8 protein-coding genes are annotated in these 14,206 nt (G+C 70.2%); 2 read left to right on the top strand and 6 right to left on the bottom strand.

The window, feature by feature from the left end:
* Positions 1-69: 69 nt before the first annotated feature.
* A complete protein-coding gene (locus tag DMP23_RS45445) occupies positions 70-6,336 on the bottom strand; it encodes an amino acid adenylation domain-containing protein (RefSeq protein ID WP_337824950.1) in 6,267 nt (2,088 codons plus the stop codon).
* Between the two features lie 49 nt (positions 6,337-6,385).
* Complete coding sequence (locus DMP23_RS45450) at positions 6,386-6,595, bottom strand: MbtH family NRPS accessory protein (RefSeq protein WP_037813050.1); 210 nt, start codon at positions 6,593-6,595, stop codon at positions 6,386-6,388.
* A gap of 158 nt (positions 6,596-6,753) precedes the next feature.
* Here DMP23_RS45450 and DMP23_RS45455 point away from each other — a divergent pair, with 158 nt between their 5' ends.
* Together DMP23_RS45455 and DMP23_RS45460 are read left to right on the top strand one after the other, a co-directional pair.
* Complete coding sequence (locus tag DMP23_RS45455) at positions 6,754-9,852, top strand: amino acid adenylation domain-containing protein (RefSeq protein WP_337825135.1); 3,099 nt, start codon at positions 6,754-6,756, stop codon at positions 9,850-9,852.
* 41 nt (positions 9,853-9,893) lie between these two features.
* Positions 9,894-10,364: a hypothetical protein gene (locus tag DMP23_RS45460; protein ID WP_158714483.1), complete on the top strand. Its 471-nt coding sequence runs from the start codon at positions 9,894-9,896 to the stop codon at positions 10,362-10,364.
* A 113-nt stretch (positions 10,365-10,477) separates the two neighbouring features.
* On the opposite strand, the gene DMP23_RS45465 is transcribed toward DMP23_RS45460, so the two are convergent.
* From DMP23_RS45465 to DMP23_RS45480, 4 genes are all read right to left on the bottom strand, one after another.
* Positions 10,478-12,292 carry an amino acid adenylation domain-containing protein gene (locus DMP23_RS45465; protein ID WP_051728960.1) on the bottom strand — a complete coding sequence of 605 codons (1,815 nt, stop codon included), beginning with the start codon at positions 12,290-12,292 and terminating at the stop codon, positions 10,478-10,480.
* A gap of 93 nt (positions 12,293-12,385) precedes the next feature.
* A complete protein-coding gene (locus DMP23_RS45470; protein WP_337824951.1) occupies positions 12,386-13,024 on the bottom strand; it encodes a hypothetical protein in 639 nt (212 codons plus the stop codon).
* 47 nt (positions 13,025-13,071) lie between these two features.
* Positions 13,072-13,455 (bottom strand): hypothetical protein, encoded by a 384-nt coding sequence (locus DMP23_RS45475; protein WP_337824952.1) that lies wholly within the window; start codon positions 13,453-13,455, stop codon positions 13,072-13,074.
* 94 nt (positions 13,456-13,549) lie between these two features.
* Positions 13,550-14,167 (bottom strand): TetR/AcrR family transcriptional regulator, encoded by a 618-nt coding sequence (locus tag DMP23_RS45480; RefSeq protein ID WP_337825136.1) that lies wholly within the window; start codon positions 14,165-14,167, stop codon positions 13,550-13,552.
* Between the last annotated feature and the right edge of the window lie 39 nt (positions 14,168-14,206).

Genomic DNA, 14,206 nt, shown 5'->3' on the forward strand with positions numbered 1-14,206 from the left:
GACGAATCGTCACCCGAGCAGCCGGTTGCTGAGCGAAGCGCCGACAACCAGCCATCCACCAGAGCCCGCTCATACGTCCTCATTCACCACCGCACGCGGCCGAATCGTCGCGCGAACAGCCGGTTGCTGAGCGAGCCGTGGATAACCGGCCACCGCAGCGGCGAGGGATTCGATAGTCGGATGGTCGAAGAGCGCCCGCACCGGGACATCGGCATCCAGCGCCGCGCGCAGCCGGACCGAAATCCGGGTTGCGGCGACGGAATGTCCGCCCAGGTCGAAGAAATCGTCCTGCACACCGATCCGGTCCGTGCCCAGTACCTCCGACCACACCCCGGCGACCAGCTCCTCCACCGGTCCGCGCGGAGCGACGTGCGGGCGTTCGCGCACGGCCGGTTCCGGAGCGGGCAATGCCGCTCGGTCCAGTTTCCCGGCCGGAGTGCGCGGCAGTTCCGGCAGCAGTACGAATCCGCTGGGCACCAGGTAATCCGGCAGCACGCCGGAGAGTCCTTTTCGCACGTCCGCAATGGACAGTGCGGCCTCAGCTACGACGTAGGCGGTCAGTTCCCAGCCATCGGCGGAGGGGGTCGGCTGGACGGCGGCATCGCGGATCCGCGGGTCGGCCCGCAGCACGGCCTCGACCTCGCCCGGTTCGACTCGGTGGCCGCGGACCTTTACCTGATCGTCGGCGCGGCCGAGGATCTCCACCGATCCGTCCGGCCGTCGACGCGCTAGGTCGCCGGTGCGGTAGAGCCGTCCGCCCGGGTGGAGTCCGTGCGGATCCGGTGCGAACCGTTCCGCGGTCAGGCCGGGGCGGCCGGCGTAGCCGCGGGCCAGGCCGTCGCCGCCGATCCACACTTCGCCGACCACTCCGAGCGGCACCGGTTCGAGGTCGTCGCCGAGCAGGTAGACGTCCGTGTTCGCGACGGGTTCCCACGAGACGATGCTGTCCCCGTCCAGTTCGGCGACGGTGGACCAGATCGTCGTTTCGGTCGGGCCGTAGAGATCCCACAGCCGCGCTCCGCCCGCGGTGAGCCGTCGCGCCAGGTCGTCCGGCAGCTTCTCGCCGCCGGCGAACACGGTCAGCTCAGCAGGCGGAGTCCAGCCCGCATCGACCAGCAGCCGCAAGCCCGACGGCGTCGCCTGCACGACCGACGGCGCGGTCCGCTCGATCAACGCGGCCTGCCGCTGCGGATCGATGCACTCCTCGGCGGTCGCGACGATCACCTGCCCGCCGACCACCAGCGGCAGGTACAGCTCCAGCGCCGAGATGTCGAACGAAACCGTGGTCAACGCGAGCACCGACGCACCCGGCGCGAGACCGGGTCGTTCCCGCATCGACAGCAGGAAGTTCGCCAGCGCGCCGTGGCCGATCTGGACGCCCTTGGGCTGCCCGCTGGAGCCGGACGTGTAGATGACGTAGGCGAGTTCGCCGCCCTCGGGCCGTGGCGCGGGAACATCCGCCGGGCACGCCGGGCACACCGCGATCGCCGCCGCGTCGCGGTCGAGCAGCACCGCCGAACAGCCGGTCCCTTCCAGCAACCCCATCAGCGACTCTTCGCTGAGCACCACCTCCACTCCTGAATCGGCCAGTACGTAACCAACCCGCTTCGCCGGATAACGCGGATCAACCGGCAGGTACGCGGCTCCCGCCCGGTGCACGGCGAGCAACGCGACGAGCAGGTCCGGACCCCGGTCGAGCAGCACCCCGACCAGCGACCCGCGCCGAACTCCTTGTTCCTTCAGATACCGCGCAAGCTTAGCGACCCGCACCGACAATTCTTGATAAGTGAGCGTCACATCGCCGCACCGCAGCGCCACGGCATCCGGGTGCGCCAGCGCGGTGGCCTCGAACAACTCCGGCAGCATCCGGCCCGCGGGCTCGGTCCGCGATGGATTCCGCAGCAGCACAGCCCGATCCGTCGCAGGCAGCCCAGACCGGCGTGGCTCGGAGGTCGGCGCAGCAACGATCCGTTCCAGCACATGCCGATAGAGCCGAGCAAGAAACTCCAGATGCGCAACGGCGACCCGGAAAGTGAACGCCTCCAGCACAAACGCACCGGGCACGGTCGACACCGACAGACCGAACTCGTTGGGCGTGCTGTCGGCGACCTCGGCCAGGTCGACCAGCGCTTCCGTGAGGACGTGCATGTCCGTGTGGTTGAAGAAAACGTCGACGAGCGGCACCTGCCCGCCCCACGCGGCCTGCATCGCGGGCAGCGGGAAATGCCGGTGCGGCCACATCGCGGTCTCTTCCGCGAAGACCGCGCGAGCCAGCTCCGGCCAGTCGCGCGCGTCCGCCGGCACCGCGAACGGCACGGTGTTCAGGAACATCCCGCGAACCTGATCGCCGCCCGCGCGCTCGAGCCTGCTGTTGGTCACCACGCCGGTATGAAACGGCCGGTCGTGCCCGGAAATCGTTCGCAGCACAGTGAGATGCGCCGCCAGCAGCAAACTCTTCAGCGGCACCCCAGCCGACGAAGCCACCGCACGCAACCGAGGCGTCAGGTCGTCGAACGGCACCCGCACCGTGCGGTAAATCCCGTCGTCCTCGCCCGCCCATCCCGAAGGCACAGCGAACCGCTCAGCCGCGCGCACCCGGCCCGCCCAGAATTCGCGGTCCACAGTGGACTCCAGCGACTCCTGCTCCCGGGCGACCGTGTCCGCGAACCGGACCGGCGGCGGTGCAACTGGCTCCGCCGCGCCGGTCCGGTAGTCCTCGAGCAGCTCGGCGACCAGCGAATTCTGGCTCCAGCCGTCGAGAATCGCATGCACGTAACTGAACGACAGCCGCCATTCGCGCTCGGCCAGCCAGTGGACGTGCAGGCGCAGCAGCGAAGGGCTGAGCAGATCGAACCCGCGCGCCTGGTACTCCCGTATCCGCGTGGCTTGCTCCTCGGCGGGCAACGCGCGCAGATCGTCGCAGGTCACGTCCAGGACGGCGGTCTCGTGCACCCGCTGCAGCGGCGGGACCGCGGCGAAGTCGATCGAGGTACGCAGGATCTCGTGCCGCGCGACCAGCCGGTCCGCTGCCTGTTGCAAGGCGTCTAGGTGGAGCTCCTCGTGCACCGGGTACCCGAGCTGGTTCAGGTAGAGGCCGCGGTCGGCCCCGGCGAGCATCTCGTGCACCATGCCCGCCTGTGCGAGCGACAGCGGATAAGCGTCGGTCACGTCGGCGGGCAATGTCTCGCGCTGACCGGTGGCAAGCTGCGCGAACGGCTCGACCGCCTCGATCGCGGCCGCTGGACCGCCGAGCCCGGCAGCGAAGTCGGCCACTCGCTGTCGCCGGAAGAGGTCCGCGACGCTCGTCTCGATTCCCTCCGCGTTCAGCAGCCCCACGGCGCGGATCGCCCGCAGAGAATCGCCGCCCAGCACGAAAAAGCTGTCTTCCGCGCCGACCTGGTCGACGCCAGTCGCCGCCGCGAACGCGCGGGCTACCGCTGCCTCCGCCGGAGTACGCGGCGCGATGTAACCGTGGCTCGTGCGCGCTCCGTCCGGCGCGGGCAAGGCGTTGCGATCGATTTTGCCGCTGGCGGTCAGGGGCAACGCGTCCAGCGCCAGCCACACCGACGGCAGCATCGGTTCCGGCAGCGTGCGCGCCAGATAAGCACGCAATTCGGCCGGGTCGGGAGTGCGTCCGGGCTCGGCGACGAAGTAGCCGACCAGCCGGTCGTCGTGCACCGCGGCCGCCGCCGCGCGCAGGTCGGGATGGGTCAGCAGGGTCGCCTCGACCTCGCCGAGTTCGATCCGGTTTCCGTGGATCTTGACCTGGTGGTCGAGCCGCCCCCGGTACTCGATCCGTCCGTCGGGCAGCCGCCGGGCGAGGTCGCCGGTGCGGTACAGCCGTTCGCCGGGCTGCCGCGCGAATGGGTCCGGGACGAACTTCCCGGCGGTCAGCGACGGCCGGTTCAGATACCCGCGCGCCAGCTGCACCCCGGCGATGACCAGCTCGCCGGGCACGCCGACCGGCACCTCGCGCAACTCGGCGTCCACCACGTACACCCGGGTGTTCGCGATCGCGCGGCCGATCGTGACGGGCTCCCCCGGGAGACATCGCGTCGCCGTCACGTCGACCGAAGCTTCGGTCGGCCCGTAGAGATTGTGCAGCTCCGCGTCGATGAGCTGGTGGAACCGTTCCGCCAGCTCGTCCGGGAGCGCTTCGCCGCTGCACAGCACCCGGCGCAGCGACGGCACCGGTCCGGACAGAAACGCCCGCAGCATCGACGGCACGAAATGCGCCGTGGTGATCCCTTCGGACATGACGTCGGCGAGATAAGCCGGATCGCGGTGCCCTCCCGGACGGGCCATGACGAGCGTCGCACCGACGGACAACGTCCAGAAGAACTCCCACACCGACACGTCGAAACCGAACGGAGTCTTCTGCAGCACCCGGTCATGCGGCGTCAGGCCGTATTCGTCCTGCATCCACCGCAGTCGGTTGACGATCCCGCGATGCTCGATCACCACACCCTTAGGCTTCCCGGTGGACCCCGAGGTATAGATCACGTACGCCGCGTTTTCCGGCCGCACAATGACATTCACCGGGTGCCGGGGTTTGTCGAGAGCCGTGAGGTCGCCCGGCTCAATCACCACCTCCGCGCCGGAATCCTCGATCATGAACCGCAACCGGTCCTCGGGATAATCCGGATCCAGCGGCAAATACGCCGCCCCAGCCTTGAGAATCCCGACCAGCGCGACCACCATCTCCAAGCCGCGCTCCAGCCGAACCCCGACTACCGACTCAGCACCCACCCCACGCGCGCGAAGCCAATGCGCCGCCTGATTCGACAACTCGTCCAGCTCCACATAGGACACTTCGCGACCATCGGCGACCACCGCGACTTCACCGGCAGCAACACCCTCGGCAATGAGCGACAGCAACGTCCCACCCGCAAAGGGAACGTCTGTTTCGTTCCACCCACCCAATTCGGCCTTCTCGGCTGCGCTCAGCCAAGGCAGGTCCGCCAACAGTGCACCAGGATTCGCGACGATACCGCGCAGAAATTCGCTGAAATGCCCGCCAATCCGCTCCACAGTGGACCGATCGAACAGCGCGACCGGGTACTCCAGCACGGCGTCCAAGGCACCGTCCGGCCGCTCGGTCACCTCCAGGGTCAGATCGAATTTCGCGCTGTGCCAGGGAGAGTGGACTTGCTCGCCGAGCAGTCCGGCCGCTTCGAATCCGGCGTCGGCAGTGTTCTGCAACACGAGCATGGCTTGGAAAAGCGGATTGCGGGACAGATCGCGGTCCGGCGCCAGCTCGTCGGCGAGCCGTTCAAACGGCGCGTCCTGGTGGGAATACGCATCGAGCGTGTCCTGACGAACGCCGTCGAGGAAATCCGCGAACGACACCGAACCGTCCACGGTGGCCCGCAGCACCAGGGTATTCAGGAACAACCCGACCAAATCCTGCGCCTCGGCCCGCGTACGCCCGGCGACCGGCGTGCCGACAGTGACATCTGCCTGTCCCGAATACCGGCTCAGCAGAATCTGATACGCGGCCAGCAGCACCATAAAAGTGGTCGCCCGATGCGCCCGGCCGAGCGTGCCGACGGCGGCCCCGAGTTCGGCGTCCACGGTGAATCGCAGAATGTCACCGCGCGGATCGTGCACCGGCAGGCGCGGGCGATCCGTCGGGAGGGTCAGCGGCGCAATCCCGTCGAGCCGTCGACGCCAGAACTCGACCTGCTCCGTCACTCGCTCACTAGCCGCCTGCTCTCGTTGCCAGGAAGCGAAATCGGCATACTGGACCGGCAGCTGCGGCAAAGTCTCCCCGCGGTACAGCGCCTCGAGTTCCCGCGCGACGACGGACGTCGACCACCCGTCGTACGCGATGTGGTGCACGACGAGCAGCAGAACGTGCTCAGTCGCGGACTGCCGAAGCACCCGAACCCGCAACGGCTGGTCCCGAGCCAGATCGAACGGCACCGAGGCCGCTTCCCGGGTGAACGCCTCGACGTCCTCCGCCGGAACGTCCTGGACAGTCAGATCGACCCCGGGTTCCCCCACGACTTGTTCCGGCACGCCATCGCGTTCGACGTAGGTGGTGCGCAGGATTTCGTGGCGCTCCACGATCGTCTGCCAGCACGTCCGCAGCCGCTCGACGTCGAGGGGGCCGCGCAGCCGCCACGCCGCGGTCACCACGTACTCGGTGCCGCCGGGGCGGAGCCGGTCCAGCACCCAGACCCGTTGCTGTGCCGGGGAAAGCGGCAGCGGCCCGCTGCGATCGGCCCGCGGCGCGGGAGCCGTGCGGACCGGGACCGAGCCCGGGTCCGGGGCCGCGGCCGCGGCCAGGTAGCGCTCCAGCAGCTCGTCGCGCCGGGACTGTTCGGTGGTCATCGCTCCCCCTGCGGGTCGATCGGCGAGGCTGGTCGGCGGACGGCGGCGGCTAGGCCGGAGCGTCCGCCCGCATCCGCTCCCGCAGGCTTTTCGGCCGCATGTCCGTCCATACCTCGTCGATGTGGTCGAGGCACTCCTGCTTGGGCCCGCGCTTCCCCTCGTACCGCCAGCCCGCCGGCAGGTCGCGGCCGACCAGCCAGATCGAGTACTGCTCCTCGTCGTTCAGCACGACGCCGTAGGTGCGTTCGTCCTCGCTCATCCGGGTCCTCCTCGTCCTCGCGCCGGGCACACCCGTCCCGTCGCGAGCCGAGCCTTCCCGCGCGGGCGGCGGCGCGACAGAGAAGAACGCGCAGCAACGAGCGCACCGTCCCGCCTCTGGGCCTGCCGGACGGGAACCGCCACCCTGGCGCCGTGACCATGCCCGGCGACCTGCCGCTGTCCTTCTCGCAGGAAAGACTGTGGTTCCTCGACGCGTTGCGGCCCGGCGGGACCGAGTACCTCCTCCCGCTGACGCTGCGAGTCCGCGGCAAGCTGGACGTCGCCGCGCTGAGCTGTTCGCTCGACGCGTTCGTCGCCCGCCACGAGGTGCTGCGGACGCGGTACCGCAGCCGCGAGGGGGTGCCGGTCCAGGTGGTCGGGAAGCCGCAGCCGGTGCCGCTGCCGATCGAGGGCGTCACGGAAAGCGAGCTGAACACCGTGGTCGCGGCTGAACTGGCAGTGCCCTTCGACCTCGCGACCGACCTGCCGCTGCGGGCCCGGTTGCTTCGCCTCGACGCGCGCGAGCACGTTCTGCTGATCGTCGTGCACCACATCGCCTTCGACGGCGCGTCCTGGGATGTCCTCGCCGCCGAACTCGCCGAGCTTTACCGCGCGTTCCACGCCGGCACCCTGCCCGAGCTGCCCGCGTTGCCCGTCCAGTACGCCGATTTCGCGCTCTGGCAACGGGAAGACGCCGAAACCCGGCTCGCGGGTCAGCTCGCCTACTGGCGCGAACGGCTCGCCGGGCTGACCCCGCTGGAGCTCCCGGCGGACCGCCCGCGCGGACCGGTGTGGGACCCGGCCGGCGCGGCGGTCCGGGTCGAGGTCCCCGCCGCGCTCGCGGAACGGCTCACCGCGCTCGGCCGGTCCCGCCGGGCGACGCCGTTCATGGTCCTGCTGGCCGCCTACCAGGTCTTTCTCGCCCGGCACACCGGCGGGACGGACATCGCCGTCGGCTGCCCGGTCGCCGGGCGCGCCCCGGCCGAGGTCGAGGGGCTGGCCGGATTCTTCGTCAACACCCTCGTGTTGCGGGCCGATCTCGGCGGCGACCCGGCGTTCACGACGTTCCTCGACCAGGTCGCCGGGACCGCGCTGGACGCCTTCGGCAACCAGGACGTCCCCTTCGACTGGCTCGTCGGCGAATTCGAACCGGACCGCGACCTGTCCCGCAACCCCCTGGTCCAGGCGTTCTTCGGCCTGCACGAGGTGCCCGAGCACCGGTTCCGGCTGCCCGGGCTGGCCGTCGAGGAGTCCGATGTGGACTGGACGGCCGCGTCGTTCGACCTCGGACTGCAATTCGAGCATCGTCCGGACGGCTCGCTCACCGGCACTCTCACCTACCCGACCGCCCTGTTCGAGCCCGCCACCGCGCACCGGCTGGCCGCGCGCTTCCAGTGCCTCCTGGAGAGCATCGCCGACCGTCCGGCACAGCGGCTGAGCGAACTGAACCTGACCCCGGCCGCGGAACTCGCCCTGCTGTCCGGCTGGGCCTGGACCCCGGGCTACGCGGTGGCACCGGGCTGTTTCCCCGACCTGTTCGCCCAGCGAGCAGCCGAAACCCCGGACCGCCTCGCCGTCCACTGCGCCGGCCAGGAACTCACCTACGCCGAGCTCGACGCGGCTGCCAACCGGCTCGCCCGGCACCTGCGCGCGAACGGGCTCGGCCCGGAATCGACCGTCGGCGTCTGCCTCGAACGGAGCGTCGACGCGGTAGTCGCGCTGGTCGGCGTGCTGAAGTCCGGCGCGGCGTATGTCCCGTTCGATCCGGCCAACCCGCCCGACCGGCTCGCCTATCTCGTCGAGGACGCCCGCACCGCCGCCGTCGTCACCGAGGACCGCTATGCCGGGTTGTTCGCCGACACCGGCTGCCCCGTCGTCTCCCTCGATCAAACCGCGGATTCCTCTTCAGACAGTCCTTATTGGACAGTGGAACCGGACCATCTCGCCTACGTCATCTACACTTCCGGCTCGACCGGACGGCCGAAAGGCGTCCAGATCCAGCACGGCTCCTACGCCGAACACGCCCAGGTCATCGCGCGCGAGTACGGGATCACCGCGGCCGATCGGGTGCTCTCGCTCGCGTCGCTGGCCTTCGACGGTTCGCTGGAGCAGATCGGCGGCCCGCTGCTGGCCGGCGCGTCGGTGGTGCTGAGCGATCCGCTGTTCTGGGAACCGGAGGAACTCGCCGACCAGCTCGGCAGGCACCGGATCACCAGCGTCAACCTCACCCCGGCTTACTACCGCGAACTACTCGGCGTGCTCACGCCGCGCGATCCGCGGGTCGCGTGCCTGAAGATGGTGAACGTCGGCGCGGACGTCGTCACCACCGAAGACGCCCGGCGCTGGCGCGAACTGCAGTTGCCCGGGCGTTTCGTGGCCTGTTACGGCCCGACCGAGGCGACGATCTCGAGCACGCTGCAGTGGGCCGACGACGCCGATCTCGACGCGCCGACCCTGCCGATCGGCCGCCCGGTCGCCGCGACCGGTGCGTACGTGCTCGACCCCGCCGGACGCCCGGCTCCGGTCGGCGTCCCCGGCGAACTGCACCTCGGCGGCCTGCGCGTGGCGCGCGGCTACCTGCGCCGTCCCGCGCTGACCGCGGACAAGTTCGTGCCGGACCCGTACTCGACCGGCGCCCGGCTGTACCGCACCGGCGACCTCGCGCGCTTCCGCTCGGACGGGACCATCGAATTCCTCGGCAGGCTCGACCGGCAGGTGAAGATCCGCGGGTTCCGGATCGAACTCGGCGAGATCGAAGCCGTTCTCGACGCCCATCCCGCGGTGCGCGCGGCGGCTGTCGTGGTGAAAGACCTGCCGGAGCGAACCTTGGTCGCGTACGTCGTCGCGGCTTCCGGCGAGCCGGATTTCGCCGCGCTGCGGGCGAGCCTGCGGTCGCAACTGCCGGACTATCTCGTGCCGACGCAGTGGGTCGCGATGGCCGCGCTGCCGCTGACGCCGAGCAAGAAGGTGGACCGCGCTGCGCTGCCAGACCCGTCGGCCGGCGATGCGGTCCGAGCGGAACCGATCGCCGAGCCGTCCTCCGCGGTCGAACACGCGCTCGCCGACATCTGGCGGGAAGTGCTGCGGGTGGAGGAAATCAGCGTCCACGACGATTTCTTCCGCATCGGCGGGCATTCCCTGCTGGCCACCCGGGTGCTCGCGCGGATCCGGAAGAAGCTCGGCGTCCGCGTCTCGCTGCGAGACCTGTTCGCCGCTCGGACGGTCGCCGAACTGGCTGTGGTCATCGAGCAGGCCTGAAATCCGTTGCTCCGCGGCGGGTGCCGGGGGAAGGTGTACCCGTGGAGACGGAATCGAGACAGGCATGCGTGGCTTCGCTGCTCGCGTTGGCGACCAGTCCGGCCTATCAGGACAGGATCGACGCCGGTTGGGGCCTGGCCCGCTTCGCTGAGGTCCCGGAGGCGCAACCGGCACTGGTGAACCTCGTGCGGGACGACAACGACACCGCCGTCACCTACGCAACCACGGAAGCCTTGCTCCGGCGCTTCGACGCTCTCGGCCTCCGGTTGGTGGCCACAGCCCTCGCGACAGCCAATCTGGACCACACAGACTGGATCTACCCGACGATCAGCGAGGTTTTGGGCATCAACTCCCGCGATCGCGACAAGGCCGCCGAAATGTGCGAACCGCTCACGCACAGCAAGGACGAGGAGGTGCGGCGCGGCGCGGCGCACCTCCTCGAGGAAATCAAGAGCATCAGCCCGGTCCTCATCTCCAGGAGCCATGACCGAGCTCACCCCGGCGCACGCTGAACGTCCACCTCGGACAGAGCCCCACGACGCCGTCGGTGCCTCGAAACCCGTGCGCACCGGCAACCGCTCCCCCAACAACGCAACCACCGCATCGCCAGGATCGCCATGGCACCTCACCCCAGCGCGCGCTGGACCTCCACATCGGACAGAGCCGCCACATACTCCGCCACCGCCTGATGCACCTCAGCCGCCAACAGCTCCACCGTCGACGCCTCGAACACCGTGCGCACCGGCAACTCCACCGGAAACCGCTCCCCCAGCAACGCGACCACCCGCGTCGCCAGCAGCGAATGCCCGCCCAGGTCGGCGAAGAAGTCGTCGTGCACGCCGACCCGTTCGAGGTCCAGCAGCTCCCGCCACACCTCGGCGACGGCTTCCTCGACCGGCGTGCGCGGCGCGACGAACTCCGTTGCCGGCGCAGACGGCTCCGGCAGCGCTGCGCGGTCCACCTTGCCGTTGGGCGTGATCGGCAGCTCGTCGAGCCAGGACCACAACGAGGGCACCAAATGCGCGGGCAACCGGGCGAGCAGGAACTCCCGCAGCTCGGCCGCCGCGGGGCGCGAAGCCACCACGTGCGCCGCCAGGACTCGGTCGCCGTCGCGTTCGTGCGGCACCACCACGGCCGACCGCACTAGCGGATGTGCCGTCAGCGCCGCTTCCACCTCGCCTGGTTCCACCCGGAAACCCCGGATCTTGACCTGCTGGTCCAGCCGTCCGAAGAAGGCGAACGTCCCGTCCGGCCGGAGCGCGACCTCGTCGCCCGTGCGGTAGAGCCGTCCACCGCCGCCCGCCGGGTCGGGAACGAACCGTTCCGCCGTCAGCGCGGGGCGACGGAAATAGCCGCGCGCGACCCCGGGTCCGCCGAGCAGCAACTCGCCGCGCGCACCGGGCTCGACCGGCGCGCCGTCGGGATCGGTGACGTACGCGTGCGTGTTCGCGATCGGCTTGCCGATGGGAATCGGCCCGGCGGTGTCGGCGACCGTCATCCCGCGGTGCGCGCAAGCGAAAGTCGTGCACTCGGTCGGCCCATAGCCGTTGCTCATCTCGGCGCCGAGTTCTTCGATCACCCGCCGCGCCTGCACCGGCGGCACGACGTCGCCGCCCGCGATGACGTGCCGCACCCCGGCCAACGCGGTGACCCGGTCGTCCACCACGTGCCCGAACAGCCCGGAGCTGAGCCACACCGTGGTGACCCCGAACCGGCGCACCGCCTCCTCGATCGACGCCGCGGTCGGCACGCCCGGCGGCAGCACCGCCAGCGTCGCGCCGGTGGCGAGCGCGCCCCACAGCTCGAACGTCGAGACGTCGAAGCACAACGACGTGAGCAGCAAGAACACTTCTCCCGCACCGAAATCGGCAAAGCCGGAGCCGTGCACCAGCCGGACGACCCCACGATGGGTCACCTGGACGCCCTTCGGCAGACCGGTGGAGCCGGAGGTGTACATCTGGTAGATCAGGTTGTCCGGCACCACATTCGCGTCCGGCGGGGTGTCCGGCCAGCCGCTGAGGTCCGCTTCGTCGGCAAGAACGACTGTCGGCGCGGCCTGGACCCGGTCCGCGAGCGCCCGTTCGGTCACCGCGACGGTCGCGCCGGAGTCGCCGAGCATGAATGCGAGCCGCTCAGGCGGATAGCCCGGGTCGAGCGGGACATAATAGCCGCCCGCCTTGAGGATGCCGAGCATCGCGACCAGCAGCGTCGTCCCGCGCTCCAGGCACAGCGCGACCGGCGTCTCCGGACGGATTCCCCGCGCTCGCAACAGATGCGCGAACCGGTTGGCGCGCCGGTCCAGCTCGCCGTAGCCGAGCCGCTCGTCGCCGTACACCACGGCCGCGGCCTCCGGCGCCGCAGCGGCGTGCCGGGCGAACAGCTCGTGCACGCACAGGTCGGGCAGCGGCACGTCCTCGCCGCGTTCAGGCTGCAGGGTCATGAAGGCGTCCTCCCGCGTCGAACGGTTCCGACTGGAGCATGACCAGCAGCCGGCGCGCGGGCCAGAGACGAACGCGCAGAAATCCCCGCAGGGTCAGCGTTTCAGCGGCCGCCGGACCCCGAGCCACGCGCTCCAGCCGAACAATCCGGCCAGCAGCGCCGCCGACGCCGCCAGCAGCACCAGGTCGACCGGCAACGCGTCCGGGTCGAGCACGTCCGCCCGATGCGGCGCGACGATGCCCGCCCGGTCCTCGACGACGTCGACCTTCTCGCCGGTCTTCATTCGCGACTTCACCGACAGGTCATCGACCAGCAGCGTGCCGTCCGGCCGGTCGACCCGCGCGGTGCAGGCGGTGCCGCCCTTGACGCGATGGCATTCGGAGGACACCGCGATCGCGCGATACCGGTCGCCGTGCGCGGCGACGTAACCGACCGCCGTCACCCCGACGGACACGAGGTAGAAGCCGGTCAGCAGGAAACCGCCGACGAGGAACCAGCCGCGGCCGCAGAACATGAACACCGCCGACGTCGCGAGCGCGGCGAGCAGAACCCCGAAAAGCAAGCCCGCCGCGGCCGCCACCGAACTCGAGCTGACGAACCCCACCGCAGCGCCCGCGCCGAGCACCACCACCGCGAGCCAGCACCACCCGGCACGCAGAGCGACGACCCGACCGCTCGCCGCAGCTTTTCCCGGGCCGGAATCCCTTGCCGCAGCGGGCTTTCTCGTGGACACGCGGGAATGATGACACGGCGGACCCGCTGCCGTACGCCGATCGCGGATTACCGACGCGCGTGCTGCCCCTCGACCGGAGCCCGGAAGAACGACCGCACCGGCAGCAGCAAGCCCGCCAGCGACAGCACCACGAAGACCACCTGGTGCACGTGGTCCGTGCCCGGCGGCAGCCGGAACACCAGATGCGCCAGCCAGAACACCGGATAGAACCACAACGCGAACCACGCCCACCGTTCCCCGGCACGGAACGGGAACGCCGCGATCAGCCCGCCGAACAACCCGAGCCCGGCGGTGGCGAGCGCGTCGGTGCGGTAGAGCAGCGCGTCCCCGGCAGGCGGCGCGATGGCGACCACGATCCCGAACGCGAGGATTCCCGCACTGACCACGGCGAGGGCGATCCAGCTGATCCGCGTCGGCGAGCCACCGTTCATCCGGCGAATTTACTCCGCTTCCGCCGGTTTCGGCCCGCTCAGCCACAGCTGGCAAGACACCTGGCGCACACCCCGGCCACCGGCTCCGGCCAGTTCAGGCATCCCCCTCCGGCAGCACACAAGCCAGCCGACGCACCGCCTTCTTCACCGCCGCTACCGACATTCCGCGCTCATGCCGTTGATTCTGGTACAGATCGGGCGCCAACGGAGCCAGCAGCACGTCCGGCAGCGCCTCGTCCTTCAACCCGGCCTCGCGAACCTGCGCCGCCACGAAAACCCGCCAGAACCCGTACGCCCCGGTCTGATACCGCCGGGCCCCGGTCTCCGCGCCCAGTGCCAGCGGCAAATGCCGTTCCAGCAAATCGATCATCGCGTCGTAAAACGCCACCAGCCGTTCCCGCGGCGCGGCGCCCGGTCCGAGCGGCGGCGGTCCGGACAGCATCGCTTCCTGCAGCCGCCGCTCGTGCTCATCCAGCAACGCGACCGCCACCGCGGCGACGCTGTCGTAGCGCCGGTACAGCGTCCCGCGTCCGACCCCGGCCGCCGCGGCCAGGTCGCCCATCGTGATGTCCGGGCCTCTCGTGGCGAACAGGTCCTCGGCCGCGGCCAGGATCCGCTGCCGGTTCGCCGCGGCGTCCGCTCGTTCCGTGACTGGCTTGCTGTTCACCCCGTCACTGTATCTGGACAGCGTGTCCGGATCGAGTACAGTCAGAAGTGGACACAGTGTCCACATAACTGATTGGGGGCAGCT

The sequence above is a fragment of the Amycolatopsis sp. A1MSW2902 genome (assembly GCF_017312175.1).
In the GTDB taxonomy this organism is placed as follows: Bacteria; Actinomycetota; Actinomycetes; order Mycobacteriales; family Pseudonocardiaceae; genus Amycolatopsis; species Amycolatopsis nivea.